At 66.7% G+C, this 20,654-nt stretch carries 20 protein-coding genes and 1 pseudogene; 10 read left to right on the forward strand and 11 right to left on the reverse strand.

Annotation, left to right across the window (positions count from 1 at the left end; all coding sequences use genetic code 11):
* Nucleotides 1-4 precede the first annotated feature (4 nt).
* Nucleotides 5-934 (forward strand): NAD-dependent epimerase/dehydratase family protein, encoded by a 930-nt coding sequence (locus tag L286_RS31410; protein ID WP_021223246.1) that lies wholly within the window; start codon nt 5-7, stop codon nt 932-934.
* A gap of 94 nt (nt 935-1,028) precedes the next feature.
* On the opposite strand, the gene folP is transcribed toward L286_RS31410, so the two are convergent.
* Both folP and L286_RS31420 read right to left on the reverse strand, forming a co-directional pair.
* Nucleotides 1,029-2,150 (reverse strand): dihydropteroate synthase, encoded by a 1,122-nt coding sequence (folP, locus tag L286_RS31415; RefSeq protein WP_021223247.1) that lies wholly within the window; start codon nt 2,148-2,150, stop codon nt 1,029-1,031.
* 44 nt (nt 2,151-2,194) lie between these two features.
* Nucleotides 2,195-3,319: a site-specific DNA-methyltransferase gene (locus L286_RS31420; RefSeq protein ID WP_021223248.1), complete on the reverse strand. Its 1,125-nt coding sequence runs from the start codon at nt 3,317-3,319 to the stop codon at nt 2,195-2,197.
* Nucleotides 3,320-3,608: 289 nt separating this feature from the next.
* On the opposite strand from L286_RS31420, the gene L286_RS31425 reads away from it, so the two are divergent.
* Entirely contained in the window at nt 3,609-3,950 is a 342-nt protein-coding gene (locus L286_RS31425) for an ArsR/SmtB family transcription factor (RefSeq protein ID WP_013040897.1), read from the forward strand.
* A gap of 105 nt (nt 3,951-4,055) precedes the next feature.
* Here L286_RS31425 and L286_RS31430 read toward each other — a convergent pair whose 3' ends face one another.
* Nucleotides 4,056-4,853: a nucleotidyltransferase family protein gene (locus L286_RS31430; protein ID WP_021223250.1), complete on the reverse strand. Its 798-nt coding sequence runs from the start codon at nt 4,851-4,853 to the stop codon at nt 4,056-4,058.
* A gap of 36 nt (nt 4,854-4,889) precedes the next feature.
* The gene (locus L286_RS31435; RefSeq protein WP_021223251.1) at nt 4,890-6,419 is read right to left on the reverse strand and encodes a peptidoglycan DD-metalloendopeptidase family protein; all 1,530 of its coding nucleotides are present in this window, start codon (nt 6,417-6,419) and stop codon (nt 4,890-4,892) included.
* A 435-nt stretch (nt 6,420-6,854) separates the two neighbouring features.
* Between L286_RS31435 and L286_RS31440 the strand changes: the two are divergent.
* The 4 genes and pseudogenes from L286_RS31440 (at nt 6,855) to L286_RS31450 (ending at nt 11,150) form a co-directional block, all read left to right on the forward strand.
* Nucleotides 6,855-9,513: pseudogene (locus tag L286_RS31440) on the forward strand (helicase-related protein).
* Nucleotides 9,506-9,802 (forward strand): RNA-binding S4 domain-containing protein, encoded by a 297-nt coding sequence (locus tag L286_RS0124430; protein WP_013040901.1) that lies wholly within the window; start codon nt 9,506-9,508, stop codon nt 9,800-9,802. Before L286_RS31440 ends, L286_RS0124430 begins: the two are co-directional and overlap by 8 nt.
* Before the next feature lie 202 nt (nt 9,803-10,004).
* Nucleotides 10,005-10,343: a ferredoxin FdxA gene (gene fdxA / locus L286_RS31445; RefSeq protein WP_013040902.1), complete on the forward strand. Its 339-nt coding sequence runs from the start codon at nt 10,005-10,007 to the stop codon at nt 10,341-10,343.
* 279 nt (nt 10,344-10,622) lie between these two features.
* The gene (locus tag L286_RS31450) at nt 10,623-11,150 is read left to right on the forward strand and encodes a CarD family transcriptional regulator (RefSeq protein WP_007683582.1); all 528 of its coding nucleotides are present in this window, start codon (nt 10,623-10,625) and stop codon (nt 11,148-11,150) included.
* A gap of 352 nt (nt 11,151-11,502) precedes the next feature.
* On the opposite strand, the gene L286_RS31455 is transcribed toward L286_RS31450, so the two are convergent.
* Together L286_RS31455 and L286_RS31460 are read right to left on the reverse strand one after the other, a co-directional pair.
* Nucleotides 11,503-11,751, reverse strand: coding sequence for a hypothetical protein (locus L286_RS31455; RefSeq protein ID WP_007683581.1), 249 nt, complete (start codon nt 11,749-11,751; stop codon nt 11,503-11,505).
* A gap of 70 nt (nt 11,752-11,821) precedes the next feature.
* On the reverse strand, nt 11,822-12,289 hold the full coding sequence (locus tag L286_RS31460) for a hypothetical protein (RefSeq protein ID WP_031293197.1): 468 nt from the start codon (nt 12,287-12,289) through the stop codon (nt 11,822-11,824).
* 128 nt (nt 12,290-12,417) lie between these two features.
* On the opposite strand from L286_RS31460, the gene L286_RS31465 reads away from it, so the two are divergent.
* The 3 genes from L286_RS31465 (at nt 12,418) to ahpF (ending at nt 15,771) form a co-directional block, all read left to right on the forward strand.
* On the forward strand, nt 12,418-13,056 hold the full coding sequence (locus L286_RS31465) for a TetR family transcriptional regulator C-terminal domain-containing protein (RefSeq protein ID WP_013040905.1): 639 nt from the start codon (nt 12,418-12,420) through the stop codon (nt 13,054-13,056).
* 323 nt (nt 13,057-13,379) lie between these two features.
* Nucleotides 13,380-13,943: an alkyl hydroperoxide reductase subunit C gene (gene ahpC, locus L286_RS31470; protein ID WP_007683577.1), complete on the forward strand. Its 564-nt coding sequence runs from the start codon at nt 13,380-13,382 to the stop codon at nt 13,941-13,943.
* 247 nt (nt 13,944-14,190) lie between these two features.
* Complete coding sequence (gene ahpF, locus L286_RS31475; RefSeq protein ID WP_031293198.1) at nt 14,191-15,771, forward strand: alkyl hydroperoxide reductase subunit F; 1,581 nt, start codon at nt 14,191-14,193, stop codon at nt 15,769-15,771.
* A gap of 245 nt (nt 15,772-16,016) precedes the next feature.
* On the opposite strand, the gene L286_RS31480 is transcribed toward ahpF, so the two are convergent.
* The 5 genes from L286_RS31480 to glmM all read right to left on the reverse strand — a co-directional run bounded on the left by L286_RS31480 (nt 16,017) and on the right by glmM (nt 19,749).
* Nucleotides 16,017-16,619: a L,D-transpeptidase family protein gene (locus tag L286_RS31480; RefSeq protein ID WP_037493087.1), complete on the reverse strand. Its 603-nt coding sequence runs from the start codon at nt 16,617-16,619 to the stop codon at nt 16,017-16,019.
* Between the two features lie 79 nt (nt 16,620-16,698).
* On the reverse strand, nt 16,699-17,298 hold the full coding sequence (locus tag L286_RS31485) for a ribonuclease HII (RefSeq protein WP_007683571.1): 600 nt from the start codon (nt 17,296-17,298) through the stop codon (nt 16,699-16,701).
* Entirely contained in the window at nt 17,291-18,064 is a 774-nt protein-coding gene (gene thiD, locus L286_RS31490; protein ID WP_007683569.1) for a bifunctional hydroxymethylpyrimidine kinase/phosphomethylpyrimidine kinase, read from the reverse strand. Before thiD ends, L286_RS31485 begins: the two co-directional genes overlap by 8 nt.
* Entirely contained in the window at nt 18,061-18,285 is a 225-nt protein-coding gene (locus L286_RS31495) for a DUF1272 domain-containing protein (protein WP_007683567.1), read from the reverse strand. Before L286_RS31495 ends, thiD begins: the two co-directional genes overlap by 4 nt.
* A gap of 123 nt (nt 18,286-18,408) precedes the next feature.
* The gene (glmM, locus tag L286_RS31500; protein WP_007683565.1) at nt 18,409-19,749 is read right to left on the reverse strand and encodes a phosphoglucosamine mutase; all 1,341 of its coding nucleotides are present in this window, start codon (nt 19,747-19,749) and stop codon (nt 18,409-18,411) included.
* A 90-nt stretch (nt 19,750-19,839) separates the two neighbouring features.
* Here glmM and L286_RS31505 point away from each other — a divergent pair.
* Nucleotides 19,840-20,654, forward strand: an 815-nt coding sequence (locus L286_RS31505) for an alanine:cation symporter family protein (protein ID WP_021223256.1), incomplete at its 3' end; no start/stop codon positions are given.

Below are 20,654 nucleotides of genomic sequence, written 5' to 3' on the forward strand. Positions count from 1 at the left end.
TCCCATGTCCCTGCGCATCGCCATGACGGGCGCGACGGGCTTCGTCGGCGCCGAGACCCTGAATCAGGCCCTGGCGGCGGGCCATCATGTGTCCGCCATCACCCGCCGGGCGCAGCCGCCCCGCGCCCACCTCAAATGGGTGCCCGGCGCGCTGGAGGACCAGGCGGCGCTCAACACGCTGGTCCGCGACGCCGATGTGGTGATCCACATCGCGGGCGTGGTGAACGCGCCCGACCGCGAGGGGTTCGAGGCCGGCAATGCGCGGGGCACCATGGCCGTGGTCGACGCCATGCGCCAACGCGGCGTCAAGCGGCTGATCCATGTCTCCTCCCTCTCGGCGCGGGAGCCGGGCCTGTCCGACTATGGCTGGTCGAAGGAACTGGCCGAACGGCATGTGAAGGCGAGCGGGCTTGACTGGACCATCATCCGTCCCCCCGCCATCTACGGGCCGGGCGACCGGGAGATGCTGGAACTGTTCCGCATGGCGAAGCGCGGGTTCATGCTGATGCCGCCGGGCGGACGGCTGTCGGTGATCGAGGTGAGCGACCTTGCCCGGCTGTTCCTGACGCTGGCGGTCGAAAAGGACATGAAGAGCCTGACCCATGTCTATGAGGTCGATGACGGCACGCCCGGCGGCTGGGACCATATGGACTTCGCGCAGGCGATCGGCCGCGCCGTCGGGCGGCCTGGAGAGAGGGCGGTGCGGACCTTTGCCACGCCCGCCTGGGCGCTCGGCTTCGCGGCGCGGCTCGACCGGCTGGTGCGCGGCAGGAACGCCAGGCTGACGCCCGACCGGGTCAGCTATTTCTGCCACCCCGACTGGGTGGTGAAGAAGCGCAAGCAACCGCCCAGGAAGCTGTGGGCGCCCAGGGTGCAGACGGAAGAGGGATTGAGGGCGACCGCCGAAGCCTATCGGGCGAAAGGCTGGCTCTGACGACCGAAGGCCTGGTACGGAGCCTGTCCTGGCAAGTTCTTGTTGTCGCATCGTTTTGAGCGGAAAACCGGTTCCCACTTTCCCGCACGATGCTCTAAACGCCGCTCAACCCCGCATCCGCCAGACCGCGCCAAAGGTGCAGCGCCTGAACGCTTTCCGCGACATCATGCACCCGCACCATCTGCGCGCCCAGTTCGGCGGCGCGGAAGGCCAGGGCCACCGAACCGCCCAGCCGCTCCGCCACCGGCGCCTCGTTCGACAAGGCCCCGATCAGGCGCTTGCGGCTGCCCGCGAACAGCAGCGGCACGCCCAGCCCCTGCAACGTCGCCAGCCCGTTCACCAGCGCCAGATTGTCGCCCAGCGACTTGCCGAAGCCCAATCCCGGATCGACCATGATCTTCCCGCGCGGCACCCCCGCCGCCACGCAGGCCTCCACCCGCTCCTCCAGCATGTCGAACACATCGGCCACGACATCGCCATAGCCCCCGGCATTGTCGTGCGGATCGTCCCCGGCCGACGGCGCATGCATCAGGATGACGGGGCATCCCGCCGCAACCACCACCTCCATGGCGCGGGGGTCGTGCCGCAGCGCGCTCACATCGTTGACGACCGCCGCTCCGGCGGCCAGCGCGGCTTCCATCACCGCCGCCTTGCGGGTGTCGACGGACATGGGAACGCCCGCCGCCGCCAGCCTTTCGATCACCGGCACGACGCGGGCGATCTCATCCCCTTCCCACAGGCGCGGCGCCCTGGGTCGGGTGGATTCGCCGCCCACATCGATCAGCGCCGCCCCTGCCGCAGCCATGGCGAATCCCGCATCGGCCGCCGCCTGCGGATCGTCCATATGCCTGCCGCCGTCGGAAAAGCTGTCCGGCGTGATGTTCAGGATCGCCATCACCTGCGGCGCGTCGAAACGGATGGTGCGTTCCCCCAGCAGCAGGGGCTGCCTCTGCGCCGAGATATTGGCCGCCAGCAGCCGCGCCCGCTCCGCCAGCGTATCGGGCAATCCCGCGATGGCATCGGCGAACTCCGCGACCGGCACCGTCGCCCGCGCCACGCGCCGCCCGTCCTTCCGCGCCGTCAGCTCATAAGCCTGGAACCACAGCAACCCATTGCCCATCCGCGCCGCCGACCCGTCGGCCAGGCCGACGGGCGACGGCACGAACCAAGTGGGGCGAAGGTAAAGCCGCGCATCGGCAGGAAGCTGTGGCAACATCTTCAAACTCCGTCGCCCAGAGCCCGAAAGGAAATCCGGGATCGTTAAGGCTCGTTCGCCAGCAAATAGGTCTGCCGCAGCGCATCGATCGGCTTCAACGCGCCGTCGATCTCGCAATGCCAGAAGGTCCAGCCATTGCAGCTCGGCGCACCCTGCAGGGTCGCGCCCATCTTGTGGATCGAGCCGGTATCCGTGCCCACGCTGAGCGAACCGTCCGCCCGCACCACCGCCTGCCAGCGCCGCTTCGAGTCCGTCAGCACCGCGCCGGGCTGCAGATAGCCGGTCTCGACCAGCGTGCCGAACGCCACCTTGGGCTGCGCCTTCGCGCTCTGCATGATGGTGAGCGCGCTCTCATCGAGCGGCAGCGCCGCCTCGATCCGCTCCAGCGCGACCTCGATATAATCCTCCTCGCGCTCGATGCCGATCCACTTGCGGCCCAGGCGCTTGGCCACCGCGCCCGTCGTCCCGGTGCCGAAAAAGGGATCGAGCACCACGTCGCCCGGCCTGGTGCAGGCCAGCAGCACGCGATAGAGCAGCGCTTCGGGCTTCTGCGTCGGATGCGCCTTGGTGCCGTTGCGCTTCAGCCGCTCCTGCCCGCCGCAGATCGGCAACACCCAGTCGGAGCGCATCTGCAACTCGTCGTTCAGCGTCTTCATCGCCTTGTAGTTGAACGTATATTTCGCGTCCTCGCCCTGGCTCGCCCAGATCAGCGTCTCATGCGCGTTGGTGAAGCGGGTGCCCTTGAAATTGGGCATGGGGTTGGACTTGCGCCAGACGATGTCGTTCAGGATCCAGAAGCCCTCATCCTGCAACGCCGTGCCGACGCGGAAGATATTGTGATAGCTGCCGATCACCCAGATGGTGCCGTTGGGCTTCAATATGCGCCGCGCTTCCCGCAGCCAGGCCTTGGTGAAGCGGTCGTAGCTGCCCAGCGTGTCGAACTTGTCCCAGTCGTTGTCGACCGCGTCCACCCGGCCGCCTTCGGGCCGGAACAGGTCGCCGCCAAGCTGGAGATTATAAGGCGGGTCCGCGAAGATCATGTCGATGCAGGCGTCGGGCAGCTTCGCCATTTCCGCGATGCAGTCGCCGCGCAGCAGGCGGTCTGCCTCGACCTCTACGGGCGCAACCGCCTTTTTCCGCCGCGGCGCGACGCGTTCCATGACACCCATTAGATGACCCCCGTTTCCTTCTGAGGTCCAGCGATGAGTCCTTGGGAGTCGGCCGTCAAGATCAGCGACTTAGGGTCCAAGCCTGCCATAATGGTTAACGCGGGCGGGAACGAACCGGGTAGCCACTAGATATTGAGTCGACCGCGACTCGAAAGACTCTAGATCGGCTAGTGTGGCGCAAAAGACTCAGCGGGGAAGGGGCGTGAAGTTTTTTTGGTTAACGCCGCTTGGAAGGGTAAAAATCGTCTTCACCTTGACCCATTCATAACCCTACGATTATGAATTGGCCATGACGGAACATATTATAAGGGGCGATCGATCGGCCTCCTGCGACGAACTTTTCAAGGCCCTGTCGGACGGCACCCGACGCGCCCTGCTGGAATATCTGGTGCGCGAGGGGGAACAGAGCGTCCACGCCCTCACCGCCATTTCCGGCGTATCGCAACCCATGGTGTCCCGCCATCTCGGCAAGCTGAAGCGCGCCAGCCTCGTGACGGCCCGCAGGTCCGGCCGCGAAACCTACTATACCGCCCGCGCCAAGGGCCTTGCGCCCGTGGTGCAGTGGATGGCGGTCTATGGCGCGCTCTGGTCGCAACGCTTCACCGCGCTGGAGGCGCTGGACGGCTACTGAGATAATTAGTGCGGCTGCGGAAATACGTGTTCCTGCGCAGGCAGGAACCCAGTTCCGGCGGTGGTGTGAGATTCGGACTCCTGCCTGCGCAGGAGCACGAAAGTTCTATTCTGCTGCGTCAGCCAGAATCCCCTCGATCAACATCACGTCATCCACCTTGTCCGCGTCGATGCAGGCCTCCGCCTTCTCCATCGCCACCAGGCGCGCCACGATCCCGAACCGCCGTCCTACCCGCGCGATCCCGCCCCGCAGCGTCGCAATCCGTAACACCGCCCCCAGCAATGTCAAAGGACCGAAGGCGGACACTATCTTCCACCCCTTCTTCCGGTCCTGCTCGACCTCCTGCCACAGCGCGATCACCGGCCGCGCCTTGCCGCTGCCGAACCAGAAGATATTTGCCCCCGACCACCAGCCGTCGCGGAATTTGAGCCAGGTCCGCCGCGACCCCGGATAGCGCGCCAGCAATGTCCTCCGCTCGACCATCGCCACGGCGATGTCGGCGCCCGATGCCTCCCGCGCCATCTGGTCCAGCATGGACCCGTCCAGCAGCACATGATCCGCCGTCGTCATCAGCAGGGGAAAGGGCAGATCCCCCCGGTCCAGCAAGGCGATGAGCGAAGACGCGATCCCGCCCCCGCTCCTTTCGAACCGCACTTTGGGATGTTCCGCCAGCCAGGCCGTCGCCGGATCGGCCGCGAACAATTCGGGCGCCTGGGTCAGAACGACCAGCCGCCCGACCGCCGGATGCGCCAGCAGGGCGCGGGCCGGGCGGTTGATCATCGGCTCCCCCGCCACCGGCACCAGCGGCTTGACCGCTACGCCCGCCGCCACCGCCAGGGGATCGGGGACCGGCCGCGCCCCGGCCAGCAGGATCGCGGTGATGTCGGAAGCCGCTGCGTTCATTCCCGCCCGTTAGCCGACGGCGTCGCCCGCGAAAAGCTATTTCCCGGTGGCCGCCGGCGCCGCATTCTTATGCGCAACCTGCACGGGCAGGCCGATGCGCAACCCCTTCAACTGCGCCAGCCGCGCCCGGAAGGCCGCCAGTTCCCGCCCGGCCAGTTGCGCCGTGGTCGTGAAGCGAACAGACAGCGGATTGATCGTCCGTCCGTTGCGATAGAGTTCATAATGCAGATGCGGCCCGGTCGACAGGCCGGACGATCCGACATAGCCGATCACCTGCCCCTGCCGCACCCGCTGCCCCGGCGACGCGGCAATGCGGCTCATATGCGCATAGCCGGTGGCAAGGCCGTTGCCATGCTCCAGCCGGACATAATTGCCATGCCCGCCATGCCGCCCGGCATAGGACACGAAGCCGTCGGTCGCCGCATAGATGGGCGACCCGTAGTGGGCGGCAAAGTCGATCCCCGCATGCATGCGGGTATAGCCCAGTATCGGATGGCGCCGCATGCCGAAGCTGGACGACATGCGCCCCGCCACCGGCGCCGACAGCACGCCCCGCCGCTGGCCGACGCCCGACGCCTCGAACCACTGGGTCCGCCCGTCGCTGTTCCATTTCAGCATGTCGATGCCGCGCCCGCTGGCCCGGTGAAGCCCGGCGAACAGCAGGTCGCCCACCTCCACGTCGCCGGTGTCGGCCCGCCGATATTCGGTGATGATGTCATAGCGATCCCCGGCCGAGATCGATCCGAGATCGACCTGCTGCGCGACGACGCGCAGGAAGCTCTGGATCGCCTTGGGCGGAGCGCCCGCCGCCCGCGCCGAACGATAGAGGCTCTCGCCCACCACGCCCTGGATGCGCAGCGGCGTCTCGTCCACATGGATCGCCGTCCGCTGCACTTGCAGGACCCCGCCGACCCGCGCAATCTCTATCCCCAGGTCGAACCGCGCCCGGAAGGCCAGCTTGTCCAGGGGCCGCGGCACGTCCCGGCTCGCCCGGCGGCCCAGCACGATGTCCAGCGGCGTGCCCGGCTTCAATCCCGCGCCGGTGTCGCCCGCGACCAGGCTCGTCACCGTGGCCACGTCGCCGCCGCTCACGCCCGCCCGCGCCAGCGCGCGGCCCAGCGAATCGCTGCCGCCGATCTGCGCGCGCAATTCGATCTGCGGCCGCTCCGGCGTCTCGCGCAGCGGCTGCACCGCGTCTGTCGGACCCATGCGCCGCCCGCTGTCCGCGCCCAGGGCAAGGGGCATGATCATCTGGCTGCGCACTTCATCGAACTGCCTGGCCGGCATCAGCGGCTGCGGCGCGCCGGGCAGGGGATGGAAGCCCGGCGACAGGTAAAGCGCCGCCGCGCACAGCCCAAGGCAGGTCGCAAGTCCCCGGAACCAGGTGAAACTTCCCACCCGCTGGCCAAGGTCGGGGACCAGTTCCACATCCTCGGCCCAATCGCGCAGCTTCTCTCGCCAGCCGCGCCGATCCTGGGCCGATCCCCCATTGCGGATCGAGTCAGTCAGCCACAAGGACGCGGAGGCGCCACCCTGCTGGGCATTGATCTGACCTTCATGAAACACGGTGAACCAGGCCCCCGGGGCAAATATCGCCCGACCCCCGCCGCGCGTTCATCCCCAATCCTGTAAAGGCATAGGGTTAAAGTCAAATAAAGACGGCTTTTTTAACCCTTTTCCTGCGGCCGGACGTGCTGCGCGAAGGACCGGCGGCCGACAGCGCGTCGCGCCGATTTGCCGGGCGGCGCGGATAAATTCGGAATGCGGCAAAATGGCCATGAGCGGCCATTACCCCCGCCGTCACCCCGGACTTGATCCGGGGTCCCGCTTTTCCCTCCACACCGCGCCTCGTCCAAGGCAGCGGGACCCCGGATCAAGTCCGGGGTGACGAATAGGGAAAGGGGTGACGAAAGGGGGAAGGTCCGCTCCCCACCCAAATCAACCCCCGGAAACCCCATTCGACCTCCCGCCACGCCCTTCCCCCTTGCCCTTCCCCGATCCATGCCCGACATAGCGGGAACCATGGCCCTATTCGCCCGCTCGCCCGTCACCGCCGTCCTGGGCCCCACCAACACCGGCAAGACCCATTTGGCGGTCGAACGCATGTGCGGCCACAGCTCCGGCATGATGGGCTTCCCCCTGCGCCTGCTGGCGCGGGAGGTCTATGACCGGGTGGTCGGCATGAAGGGCCCGGCGCAGGTCGCCCTCATCACCGGCGAGGAAAAGATCGTGCCCCCCGGCGCCCGCTATTTCCTCTGCACGGCGGAATCCATGCCCATCGGCGGGGGCCGCGAACCCGCGCAGGACGGCCTCAAGGATTACGCCTTCGTGGCCCTCGACGAAGCCCAACTCGGCGCCGATCCGGAGCGCGGCCATATCTTCACCGACCGCCTGCTGCGGGCGAGGGGCCGCGAGGAAACGATGATCCTCGGCTCCGCCAGCATCGGCCGCCTGGTCAAGGCGCTGGTCCCCGATGCGGAGATCATCGGCCGCCCCCGCTTCTCCACCCTCAGCTATGCGGGCGCGAAGAAACTCTCCCGCCTGCCCAAGCGGTCCGCCATCGTCGCCTTCTCCGCCGAAGAGGTTTACGCGGTAGCCGAAATGCTCCGCCGCTTCCGGGGCGGCGCCGCGGTGGTGATGGGCGCGCTGTCCCCCCGCACCCGCAACGCGCAGGTGCAGATGTTCCTGAATGGAGAGGTCGATTATCTGGTCGCCACCGACGCCATCGGCATGGGGCTGAACCTGGACGTCGCCCATGTCGCCTTCGCCTCCCTGCGCAAGTTCGACGGCCGCCGCACCCGCCGCCTCACCGTCAGCGAAATGGCCCAGATCGCGGGCCGGGCAGGCCGCCACCACAAGGACGGCACCTTCGGCAGCCTGGGCCATGAAGATGGCGACGCCGCCTTCACCCCCGAAGAGATAGAAGCCATCGAGGCTCATCGCTTCCCCCCGGTGGAACAGCTTTTCTGGCGCGACGGCACGCCGCGCACCGACCGGCTCGACCACCTGCTCTCCGACCTGGAGCAGAAGCCCGAACGCCCCGAACTGCGCCCCGCCCCCGAAGCGGTGGACCTGGCCGTCCTCAAGCGGCTGGCCGACGACCCCGTCGTCATCGAACGCGCCAGGGGGAAGCAACAGGTCGAACGCCTCTGGGCCGCCTGCGGCCTGCCCGATTTCCAGAAGCTGGGCGCGGAACATCATGCCCACGCCGTCAGCCGCATCTGGCGCTTCCTGTCCGAAGGGACGGGCCACATCCCCCGCGACTGGTTCGCGCAGCAGATCGCCCGACTCGATTCGGTGCAGGGAGACATCGACACGCTTTCGGGCCGCATCGCCGCGGCGCGCACATGGTCCTACATCGCCCATCGCGCCGACTGGCTCGCCCATCCGGCGGAAATGGCCGAACGCACCCGCGCCCTCGAAGAAAAGCTGTCCGACGCGCTCCACGCCGCGCTGACGCAGCGTTTCGTGGACCGGCGCACCACGGTTCTGCTAAGGGATATTGGCCAGAGCGCGGCCAACCTGCCGGTCGAAATGGAGCCGGACGGGACAGTCTGCGTCGATGGCGAGACGATCGGGCGACTTGACGGATTTCGTTTCTCGGTCGATCGCGCTACCCGGCATCAGGACAGGAAGATGCTGCTGGCGGCCGCTGAACGGCGCCTTGGAAGGATATTGCGAGTGAAGGCTGACGAATTACTGGGCGCGCCCGATACTGATTTCGCGCTCACGGACGAAGCGGGTCAGGCCCCCGGCATAAGCTGGCAGGGCAATGCAGTGGCGAGCCTGCACGGCGGCTCCGCGCTGCTGGCCCCCGAAATCCGGCTGGACCGCGCCCTCCTCACTCTCGGTCAGGACGTGCAGAAGCAGGTCGCGACCCGCCTCGCCACATGGTTCGATGCGCAGAAGGAAAAGCATCTCCTCCCCCTCACCAAGATGGTCGCGAGCAGCGCCGACCCCGAAGTCCCCGCCGTGGTCCGCGCCGTCTTCGCGCAGCTTGCCGATGCGGGCGGCGTGATCGCGCGCACCGACCTCGATTCGGCGCTCGGCCATCTCGACAAGGACCAGCGGCACCTGCTGCGCCGCGCGGGCATCGATATCGGCGTCCTCGACATCTACCATCCCGGCCTGCTCAAGCCCGGCTCCGCCCGCTGGCGCGCCGCCCTGCTGGCCGCCCGCCTGGGCAAGCCCTGCCTGCCGCTGCCCGGCCCCGGCCTCACCCTGATCCCGGCGGGCGAGAAATTCGACCAGATGGGCGCCCGCATCGCCGGTTTCCGGGGTTTCGGCGACCAGATGCTGCGCATCGACATGGCCGAACGCATGGCCCGCACCGCGCATGAAGCCATCGCCAAGAACGAAGCCTTCACCGCGCAAAGCCCGCAGATCGTCTCGCTGGGCCTGTCGGAAGAAGCCTTCCTGCAACTGATGCGCCTCGCCGGTTTCCGCCCCGTGGAAGCGCCCGAAGAGGGCGGCCCCAACTGGGTCTTCCGCGGCCGCCAGAAGCCCCGCCCCCACCAGCAACAGCGCGGCGACAAGCGCGGCGTCCCGGCGGCGGGCAAGCCCCAGGGCAAGCCGCGCGGCGACCGCCTCGTCCGGCCCCGCGCCCACCGGCAACCACGCCTTCGCCGGCCTGGCCGAACTGCTGGGCCGCAATGGCTGACGCGGGCCTGGTTCCGGCCCACGGCCCCAGCCTGCGCATCGACAAATTCCTCTGGTTCGCGCGCCTCGCGAAGAGCCGCTCGGTCGCGCAGAAAATGGCGGAGGACGGCCATATCCGCCTGAACGGCCGCCGCATCGAGCGCTCCCATTCTCCGGTGCGGGCGGGCGACCTCATCACCTTCCCCCACCCCAGCGGCGTGCGCGTCGTCCGCATCCTCCAGCTTCCCGGCCGCCGTGGCCCCGCCCCCGAAGCCCAGTCCTGCTATGAGGAACTGACGGTCGGCGCCTGACCCTCCCCACCGTCGTTCCTGCGAAGGCGGGAACCCATCTCCCGACATTGCCCCAAGCTCATCGGCAGGGGAGAGAATCCCCGCCTCCGCAGGGATGACGGGAAAAGCCCGCTACCCGCCGCCCAACAATATCCTCATTGACCTTCGCGCCCGCCGCGCATAGCAGGGCGCCGAATTGTCTCCATACCAAGAGTGCTGACCCATGACCTATGTCGTGACCGATAACTGCATCCGCTGCAAATATATGGATTGCGTCGAGGTTTGCCCCGTGGATTGCTTCTACGAGGGCGAGAACATGCTGGTCATCAACCCGAACGAGTGCATCGATTGCGGCGTGTGCGAACCGGAATGCCCGGCCGAGGCGATCCTGCCCGATACGGAGAACGGCCTGGAAAAATGGCTGGAGCTCAACACGAAATTCTCCGCCGAATGGCCCAACATCACCGTCAAGGGCGAAGCGCCAGCCGATGCCGACGACATGAAGGGCATCGAAAACAAGTTCGAACAGTTCTTCTCGCCCGAACCCGGCGCCGGTAGCTGAACCGCCGCGCCGCAGCGCCGTCGCGAACGGCCCGGCATTTTCCGAACGACTATCTATTGCGTTTAATTTGCGCGACCACTCCCGGATTTTGTGTCCGGGGGTGGCAATTTTGTTACGAATCTGCTAAATAGAGGCCAACAGGCGGACATGGTCGCATCCGCTACGGAGATAAATGCCTGATGACTTGATGGTGGCGCCGCATCCCCCTCGGCTCGTGCATCCGTTCGCACCTGCAAGGCGAACGCCACCGCTCCTCCCGGAATAATGGAAAGGTTTCAAATGGCTGCCAAGGCGCTGTCCTTTGACGTAGGTGATTATGTTGTTTACCCCAAGCATGGCGTTGGCCGCGTCATAGAGCTTCAGAAGGAGCAGATCGCGGGCATGGAGCTGGAGCTTTACGTGCTCCGCTTCGAAAAGGAACGCATGACGCTCCGCGTGCCCACCAACAAGGCCGAGGGCGTCGGCATGCGCAAGCTGTCCTCCAACAAGACGCTGGAGGAAGCGGTCGAGACGCTGAAGGGCAAGCCCAAGGTGAAGCGCACCATGTGGTCGCGCCGCGCCCAGGAATATGAAGCGAAGATCAATTCGGGCGACCTGGTGTCGATCGCCGAAGTGACCCGCGACCTGTTCCGCGCCGACGACCAGCCGGAACAGAGCTATTCCGAACGGCAGATCTTCGAAGCGGCGTCCAGCCGCCTCGCCCGCGAACTCGCGGCGATGGAGGAAACGGACGAACCGAGCGCGCTCAAGAAGATCCTGCGCATCCTCAACGAAGCCGCCCCCAAGCACGCAAAGGTGGAAGGCTAAGCAACTTCGGCTGAGCCGGAACAGCAGACAAAGAAAAGGGCGCTCCTCGACGGAGCGCCCTTTTTTTGATTTCGATGGTTGGCCGTCATCCCCCTCCCGCAGGCGAGAGCGGCTAGGGCGAGCGGACAAATTCGAAAATGTCGGGATGGGCAGTGCGGTCATCCGTTTTCCGTCACCCCGGGCTTGACCCGGGGTCCCGCTGCCTTGGACGAGGCGCGCGCTCAGAAAGAAAGCGGGACCCCGGATCAAGCCTGTCCTGAGCTTGTCGAAGGACCCGGGGTGACGGATAGGGGGACATCCGCTCCCCACCCAGATCACCCGGTCCGACAAGTCCTGAATGCGTCCAGGCCGATCAATCCGCCGGTTGTTCCTTCACAGTCCCGGCCGCGTCCTTGGCCGCGTCGCCGACATCGCTCGCGGCCTGGCCGACCTGGGTGGCCGCGCTTTCGACGGCGCTGTCCTTCCGGCTCTCGCTGCCGATCAGGAAGAAGGCGGCGATCGCCACCACCACGACCAGCAGCAGAACCGCCACCATGGTGCCGCCGCCGCCGCGCTTTTCGATGATCGTGGTCGTCGCCGGACGTTCCTGATAATCCGCCATATGAATCCTCCTCGTCTTCACGCCTCCCGGCGGCATAATGCGCAAGCGAGCGAGCGGGTTCCTGACCGGATCAGCGGCAATAGCCCTCCCGCCCCGGCAGCACGATCAGGCAATCCTGCCGGCCGGCCAGATCCTTGAACCCGGTTTCCGCGCCCGTCCCCGGACGGATGACCAGATCCCTGCCGTCGCGCGCGAAGCGGATCGTCGCGCCCTCCGCCACCCCGGCATAGTCCCCCTGCCGGTCCAGATTGTCCTGGTTGGCGATGGCGTAATGGCCGCGCCGCCCGTCGGGCGAAGGCTGGATGTCCAGGAACAGCCCCTCCGGCCCGTTCCACCGCCCGACCCACGCGTCGGTGGGCGGACCTGTCGCCTCATTGGCGGCCGCGTCCACGGCGTCCGGCTCCGCCATCGCCTCCACCTCCACCGGCCGTCCGGCATTGTTCGCGGCCCCGCCTTCGTCCACGCCCTTGGCGCAACCGGACGTTAGCGCTCCCATCGCGATGAGCGGGAGGATCAGGCCCATATTGCGACATGTCATCCATATTTCTCCTTGCAATTGACCCCATAAACCGCTGAACGCGGGGCTTCGATCCCTTTTCCTGGCAGGGGACGGGCCGCCTGTCGGCGGCTTCGGCGGGAAGGGCGGATCATGGGCGGGGAAAAGACATGGAGCACAAGGTTGAGGGGCGTCCCGAAAGGGCACGGTTCGTTCGCGAATCCGCCGATGTCCGGCGGCAGGCCCTGATCGAGGCGACGGCGCGCTGCCTTGCGGAAAAGGGGGTGGGCGGCACGTCCGTCCGCGCCATCTGCGCCTATGCCGGCGTTTCGGCGGGCCTTCTCACCCATTATTTCGACGGCGTCGACGCGCTGATCCTGGCCACCTATCGCGATGTCGGCGAAAAGGTCGCCGCCGCGATGGAGCGCGCCGTGGCGGAGGCCGGACCCTCCCCCCGCGACCGGCTCTGGGCCTATCTGCGTTCCAATTTCCAGCCGCCGGTGCTGGACCCCAATCTGCTGGCGACCTGGATTTCCTTCTGGAGCCTCAACAAGACCAATCCGGCCATCGCCGCCACCCATGCCGAAACCTATGGCGGCGGGCGCGAACGCATGGAGGTGCTGCTGCGGGAGGCCGCCCCCCAGATCGCCCGGCCGGAGGCGCGCATCGCCGCCATCGCGCTGACCGCGATGATCGACGGCCTGTGGCTGGAACTGTGCCTCGATTCCTCCACCTTCACCATAGAGGAAGCGCTGGGCATGCTGGAGGAGGCGATGAACTATGTCCTGGAAAAGCCGAGGAACGGCTAGCCAGCGTCGACAAATTCAAGACTCGCCAGATTGCGTGTGCGGGTGGTTCCCCGCCATTCCCCCTCCCGCAGGCGTTCAAACGAGGCGCGTGACTCGTTTGAAGGGGCCAGGGGGTGGGCTGGCGCGACATTTAAGGGGTCACGGAAAACCGCCATCTGCCGGCTCGCCATCGTCTGGATGCAGTTACAGCCCAAGCCGATCAATGAACCGGCAGTGATCGCTTTTATCAATCAACCTGGTCGATAAAACCAATTTCCCGCCGCCGTGCGCATTCCCTACATGGGTCGGGCAACAGCAACCCCTGAAAAGGAACTGGAAAGCCCATGGCGCTTATCAATACGACCATCAAGCCGTTCAAGGCCACCGCTTACAAGGAAGGCAAGTTTGTCGACGTGACCGACGCCGACGTGAAGGGCAAGTGGGCCGTCTTCTTCTTCTACCCCGCCGACTTCACCTTCGTCTGCCCGACGGAGCTGGAAGACCTGGCCGACATCTACCCGACGCTGCAGAAGCTGAACGTCGAGGTGTATTCGGTGTCGACCGACACGCATTTCAGCCACAAGGCGTGGCACGACACCTCGCCGGCCATCGGCAAGATCAACTATTACATGCTGGGCGACCAGTCGGGCCAGATCACCAATAATTTCGACGTGATGCGCCCGGGCGTCGGCCTGGCCGACCGCGCCACCTTCCTGGTCGATCCCGAAGGCGTGATCCAGTTCATGGAAATCACCTCGGAAGGCGTCGGCCGCAACGCGACCGAACTGCTCCGCAAGATCAAGGCCGCCCAATATGTCGCCGCCAATCCCGGCGAAGTCTGCCCGGCCAAGTGGGAAGAAGGCGAAGCGACCCTTGCTCCGTCGCTCGACCTCGTCGGCAAGATCTAAAGACCTGAAAGGGCATCTGCCGGATCGGGTAGAGTTCCTCCCTGATCCGGCAGGGCCTTTGCATGCTGCGTGCTCCTGCGAAGGCAGGAGCCCAGTCCAGCCGCTTGAACCGCAGTCCTGCCTTCGCAGGAGCAGGGAACGGCAAGACCGCCAGATCATTAGCAAAAACGCCGGGCCTTCGGATCGCACCATCCCGGCGATCGTCAAGCCGCGCCCCGGATAGGCGCGCCCAACCATGGAGACCGATATGTTGGACGCAAATCTCAAGGGTCAGCTCAAGGCCTATATGGCGAACATCACCCAGCCCATCGAACTGGTCGCATCGCTGGACGACGGCGCGAAGAGCCGCGAACTCAAGACCCTGCTGGAAGAGATCGCCGAACTTTCAGACAAGGTGTCCATCGCCACAGGCAGCGACAGGCGCGTCCCCAGCTTCATGATCCGCCGCGCCGGAACGGACATCGGCGTCACCTTCGCGGGCCTCCCCATGGGCCATGAATTCACCAGCCTTGTCCTCGCCCTGCTCCAGGTCGGCGGCCATCCGTCGAAGGCCGCGCAGGATCTGATCCAGCAGATCAAGGATATCGACGGCGACTTCGCCTTCGAAACCTATTTCTCGCTCTCCTGCCAGAATTGCCCCGACGTGGTGCAGGCGCTGAACCTGATGGCGGTCCTCAACCCCCGCATCCGCCACACCGCCATCGACGGCGCGCTGTTCCAGGAGGAGGTCGACGCCCGCAAGGTCATGGCCGTCCCTACCGTCTTCCTGAACGGCGAACCCTTCGCCAGCGGCCGCATGGAACTGGAGCAGATCGTCGCGAAGATCGACAGCGGCGCGGCAGCGCGCGCGGCGGACAAGATCAAGGCCCAGGATCCGTTCGAGGTGCTGATCGTCGGCGGCGGCCCCGCGGGCGCGGCGGCGGCCATCTATGCGGCGCGCAAGGGCATCCGCACCGGCATCGCGGCGGAACGCTTCGGCGGCCAGGTGCTCGACACCATGGATATCGAGAATTTCGTCTCGGTCAGCCGCACCGAAGGCCCCAAATTCGCCGCCGCGCTGGAGGCGCACGTCAAGGATTATGATGTCGAGATCATGAACCTGCAAAAGGCGGCGAAGCTGATCCCGGCCCGGACCGAGGGCGGCTATCATGAAGTCGTCCTCGAAAATGGCGCCTCGCTGAAAGGCCGCACCGTCATCCTCTCCACCGGCGCCCGCTGGCGGCAGATGGGCGTCCCCGGCGAGGAGGAATATCGCAACAAGGGCGTCGCCTACTGCCCCCATTGCGACGGCCCCCTCTTCAAGGGCAAGCGCGTGGCGGTGATCGGCGGCGGCAACAGCGGCGTGGAGGCGGCCATCGACCTGGCCGGCATCGTCGCCCATGTGACGCTGATCGAATATGACAGCCAACTGCGCGCCGACGCGGTGCTGCAACGCAAGCTCGCCAGCCTGCCGAACGTGAAGATCATCACGTCGGCCCTCACCACCAGGGTGGACGGCAATGGCGAGCGCGTCACCGGCCTCAGCTACAAGGACCGCAACAGCGGCACGGAACATGATGTCGAACTGGAGGGCATTTTCGTCCAGATCGGCCTTGTCCCCAACACCGAATGGCTGAAGGACAGCATCGCCCTTTCCCCCCGCGGCGAGATAGAGATCGACGCGCGCGGCGAAACCAGCCAGCCCGGCATCTTCGCGGCGGGCGACTGCACGACCGTGCCCTACAAGCAGATCGTGATCGCCTGCGGCGCGGGATCGACGGCGGCGCTCTCCGCCTTCGACTATCTCATCCGCCTCCCCGCGACGGAAGAAACCGCCGAAGCGGCCTGATCATCCGGCCGAAATCACGAAGAACTGCCACCAATTCCTCCCTACGCGAAGCGTGGGGAGGGGGACCGCCGCCAAAGGCGGTGGTGGAGGGGAAATTCGGAGGTCGCGCCTCTTCCCCTCCACCACGCTTCGCGCGTCGAAGAGAGTCACGTGCCTCTCTTCGACCCTCCCCATCTCCCGATGGGGAGGAACAGGATAGCTCCGCCAACCCTCCCAACCCATCATCTCCCAAATATCGCCACCCCCTACCGCCGCATCAACCGCAGCCGGAAAATCCCCGGATCGACCTCCAGCATCGGCGACACCGTCTCATCCCGCTGCGCCAACACCACCGGCGCGGCCTGCGGCGAGAAGGTCACGACCGCGCTGCCCGGATCGCCCGCCACCAGCGCATCCACCATCAGCACCGGACTCAAACGATCCGACGTCACGCTCACCAAAGTCCCGACCTGCGTCATCCCGAACAGCCTGCGCGCAAATGGCTGGGGCAGGCGGATGCACCCATGGCTCGCCGGATAGCCCGGATTATGCCCGGCATGCAGCGCGATCCCGTCCCAGGTCAGCCGCTGCATGAAGGGCATGGGCGCGTTGGAATAGAGGTTCGACCGATGCCATTGCCGCTTCTGCAGCACGGGAAACTCCCCGGTCGGCGTGCGATGCCCCTTCATGCCGGTCGACACGCTGGCCATCCCCACCAGCCGGTCGCCGTCATAGACATGCGCCATCTGCCGCTCGATGCTGATCACCAGATAGAGCGGCCCGGCAAAGGGGCCTTCCTCCAGCCAGCGATAGCCGCCCGCCCCCACCGGCTCCTGCGCCCCGGCCGGAACGGCAATGGCGCAGAACATAAGCAGCATTGAGGTTAGAAAAGCGCGCATAAACGCTTTTTTAACCATAAGACGCGCCAGCGCCAGCCCCGGATGCGTTCTACAGCAAACTCAACTGCGCGACCGGCGCAAAGCTCCTGCGATGCAGCGGCGTCGGGCCATGTTCCCGCAACGCCGCGAGATGCCTGGCGCTGCCATAGCCCTTGTTGCTTTCCCAGCCATAATGGGGATGCGCCGCCGCCGCCTCCACCATCATCCGGTCGCGCGCCTCCTTCGCCAGGATGGATGCCGCCGCGATGGACAGGCATTTGGCGTCGCCCTCGACGATCGCGGTCGACGCCCAGCGCCATTGCGGGCAGCGATTGCCGTCCACCAGCACATGCGCGCAGTCATGGGCCAGCGCCTCGACCGCCCGCGTCATCGCCAGCATCGTCGCCCAGAGGATGTTGAGGCTGTCGATCTCCTCGACCGAGGCGACCCCCAGCCCCCAGCACAGCGCCCGCGCCTTGATCTCCCCCTCCAGCACGGCGCGCCGGGCCGCGCTCAATTGCTTGGAGTCGTTGAGGCCTTCGGGGCAGTCCTCCTGCCGCAGGATCACCGCCGCCGCCACGACCGGCCCGGCCAGCGGCCCGCGCCCGGCCTCGTCCACCCCGGCCACCAGCCCCGGATGGTGCAGCAGTTCATGGGCGAAATCAGGCATGGTCGTGAAATCCGAAGGGCGCGCCCATCGGCCCATGGCCCTGCCCCAGGCCCGGCGCCAACGCCAGCGCCGCCCGCACATATTTGCGCGCCCGCTCGATGGCGTCGATCAGGTCCAGCCCCTGCCCCAGCCCGGTCGCGACCGCGCTGGCCAGCGTGCAGCCCGTGCCATGGCTGTGCCGCGTGTCGATCCGCGCATTGCTCCACGCCTTCACCACGCCCCGCGGCCCGATCAGCCGGTCGGTCAGCATCGGCCCCTCGCCATGCCCGCCCTTGGCCAGCACATGCGTCGCGAAACGGACCGCGATCTCCTCCCCGCCCAGCGCCGCCAGTTCCGGAATATTGGGCGTCACCAGCGTGGCGAGCGCCATCAGCCGCTCAAACGCCGCGATGGTCTCCCCGTCCGCCAGCACGGACCCGCTGGTCGCCACCATGACCGGATCGAACACGATGGGCACGCCCTCCAGCGCCGCCAGCCGCTCCGCCACCGCCACGGCGGTCTCCGCCGATCCGATCATGCCGATCTTCACCGCATCGACGCCGATGTCGCCGATCACGCTCTCCATCTGCCGCAGCACCATGTCGGTCGGAACGGGATGGACGCCCTGCACGCCGCCCTGAACTCCCAGGGTATTCTGTGCCGTGATCGCGGTGATCGCGGTCATCGCATGGCCGCCCAGCAGCGTCACGGTCCGGATATCCGCCTGGATGCCCGCGCCCCCGCCACTATCGGACCCAGCGATGATCAGGATGCGGGCGACACTCATGCCTTATATTTGCGCTCCGTCGACGCCGGATGCCGCGTCAGCGCATCCCCCATCCGCGTCGGCCGGTCCATCAACTCCCCGCCGCAATTGGGGCAACGATCGTCCAACGCCTCCGCGCAGGGCGCGCAAAAGCTGCATTCGAAGGAACAGATGAACGCCCCCGGCTCATCGGCGGGCAGGTCGACCCCGCAACGCTCGCAATCGGGCCGCATCTCAAGCATGGATGATCGCCCTCCATCCGTCGTTCCCGCGCAGGCGGGAACCCATCTCCCGCCACCTCCCCCGGACCGGATGCGCCGGAAAGGCAACCCCATATCCGCAAGGACAACCGCAACGCAACTCCGTCACGCCGCCGCCTTCGCCACCGCGTCGCAGATGCGCTCGACCACATCCTTCACCTGATCCTCCCGGTCGCCCTCGGCCATCACGCGGATCACCGGCTCCGTGCCCGAAGGCCGGATCACCAGCCGCCCGCTGCCGTTCAGCTCCGCCTCCGCCTGGGCGATCACCCGCTTCACATCCTCATGCTCCAGCGGCTTGCCGCCGGAGAAGCGGACATTCTTCAGCAATTGCGGCACCGGATCGAACTGGTGCAGCACTTCGCTCGCGGGCTTGCCGGACCGCACCAGCGCCGCCAGCACCTGCAACGCCGCCACCGTGCCGTCGCCGGTGGTCGCATAGTCGGACAGGATCATATGCCCCGACTGCTCGCCGCCGACGTTGAAGCCGCCCTCCCGCATCCGCTCCAGCACATAGCGGTCGCCGACCTTGGTCCGCTCCAGCGCCATGCCCTGCCCGGACAGGAACCGCTCCAGCCCCAGGTTGGACATCACCGTCGCCACCAGCCCGCCGCCGCGCAGCGTCCCCGCCCGCGCGAAATTGCCCGCGATCAGCGCCATGATCTGGTCGCCGTCGACAATGGCGCCATGTTCGTCCACCACGATCAGCCGATCAGCGTCGCCGTCCAGCGCAATGCCGATATCCGCCCCCGCCGACACCACGCTTTCCTGCAAAAGCTGGGGCGATGTCGAACCGCAACGGTCGTTGATGTTGATGCCGTTGGGCGTGACGCCGATCGCCACCACCTCCGCCCCCAATTCCCAGAAGGCGGAGGGCGCGACCTGATAGGCCGCCCCATTGGCGCAATCGACCACGATCTTCAGCCCGTCCAGCCGCAGATCGGCCGGAAAGCTGGATTTGACCGCGTGGATATAGCGGCCCCGCGCATCCTCGACCCGGCGGGCGCGGCCGATGTCCTGCGACGCGGCGAGCGGAATCTCCTGCTCCAGCATCGCCTCGATCTTCATCTCGTCCTCGTCCGACAGCTTGTAGCCGTCCGGCCCGAACAGTTTGATGCCATTGTCGAAATAGGGATTGTGACTGGCGGAGATCATCACGCCCAGATCGGCGCGCATCGAATGGGCCAGCAGCGCCACCGCCGGAGTCGGGATTGGCCCGAACTGCACCACGTCCATGCCCACGGCGGTGAAGCCCGCGACCAGCGCATTCTCCACCATATAACCGGAAAGCCGCGTATCCTTGCCGATCACCACGCGATGGCGATGCGTGCCACGCTTGAAATGCTTGCCCGCCGCCATGCCGACCTTCATCGCCAGTTCGGCGGTCATCGGCCATTGGTTGGTGCGCCCGCGAATGCCGTCGGTGCCGAAATATGTCCTGCTCATCATCCTCGCCCGCCGATGCGGTGAACCCTGTTCCCCTCCCATAGCAATCTTTGTTCGACTTTCCAGCAAGGACCGGCCATCCCCTTGCAAATGGACGGATTCAACGCAGCGGTCGACGCCCTTTCCGGCGCGGTCTTCATGAAGGTGCCGGTGCTGGGCGCGCAGATCGAACTGATCGTGCTCTATCTGGCACTGCCGATGCTGTTCTTCACCGCCTGGCTGGGCTTTCCCAATGTCACGGCGGTGGGCCGGGCGCTCCGCATCCTGCGCACCCAGCCGCATGAGGGCGAGGCAAAGGGCGACGTCAGCCAGTGGGGCGCGCTCTCCACCGCGCTTTCAGGCACCATCGGCCTCGGCAATATCGCGGGCGTCGCGGTGGCGCTGACCATGGGCGGGCCGGGCGCGATCCTGTGGATGTTCGTCATCGGCTGGTTCGCCATGACGGTGAAGATGGCGGAGGTCACGCTGGGCCTCAAATATCGCACCTTCGACGGCCGGGGCCATGTGCATGGCGGGCCGATGTATGTGCTGAAGGCCGTCGGCGCGGCGCGGGGCTGGCCCCGGATCGGCCTGATCCTGGGCGGCTTCTACGCCTTCTTCGCGCTGTTCGGGGCGATCCCCATGGTGCAGGTCAACCAGAGCTTCGCGCAGGTGAAGGTGGTGACCGGCTTCGCCAATGGCTGGGCCTATGGCACGATGCTGGCCGGCGCGGTGGCGCTGGTGACGCTGGGCGGCGCGGCCTGGCTGGGCGAGGTGGCGAAGCGGCTGACCCCCCTCAAGGTCGCGGTCTATCTGATCGGCGTGGCGACCGTGCTGATCCTCCATGCCGCCGCCATTCCGGGCGCGCTGGCGGACATCTGGCGCGGCGCATGGAGCGGCCAGGCCGCGACCGGCGGCGCGGTGGG

This window comes from Sphingobium sp. HDIP04 (genome assembly GCF_000445085.1).
GTDB classification, from domain to species: Bacteria; Pseudomonadota; Alphaproteobacteria; order Sphingomonadales; family Sphingomonadaceae; genus Sphingobium; species Sphingobium indicum.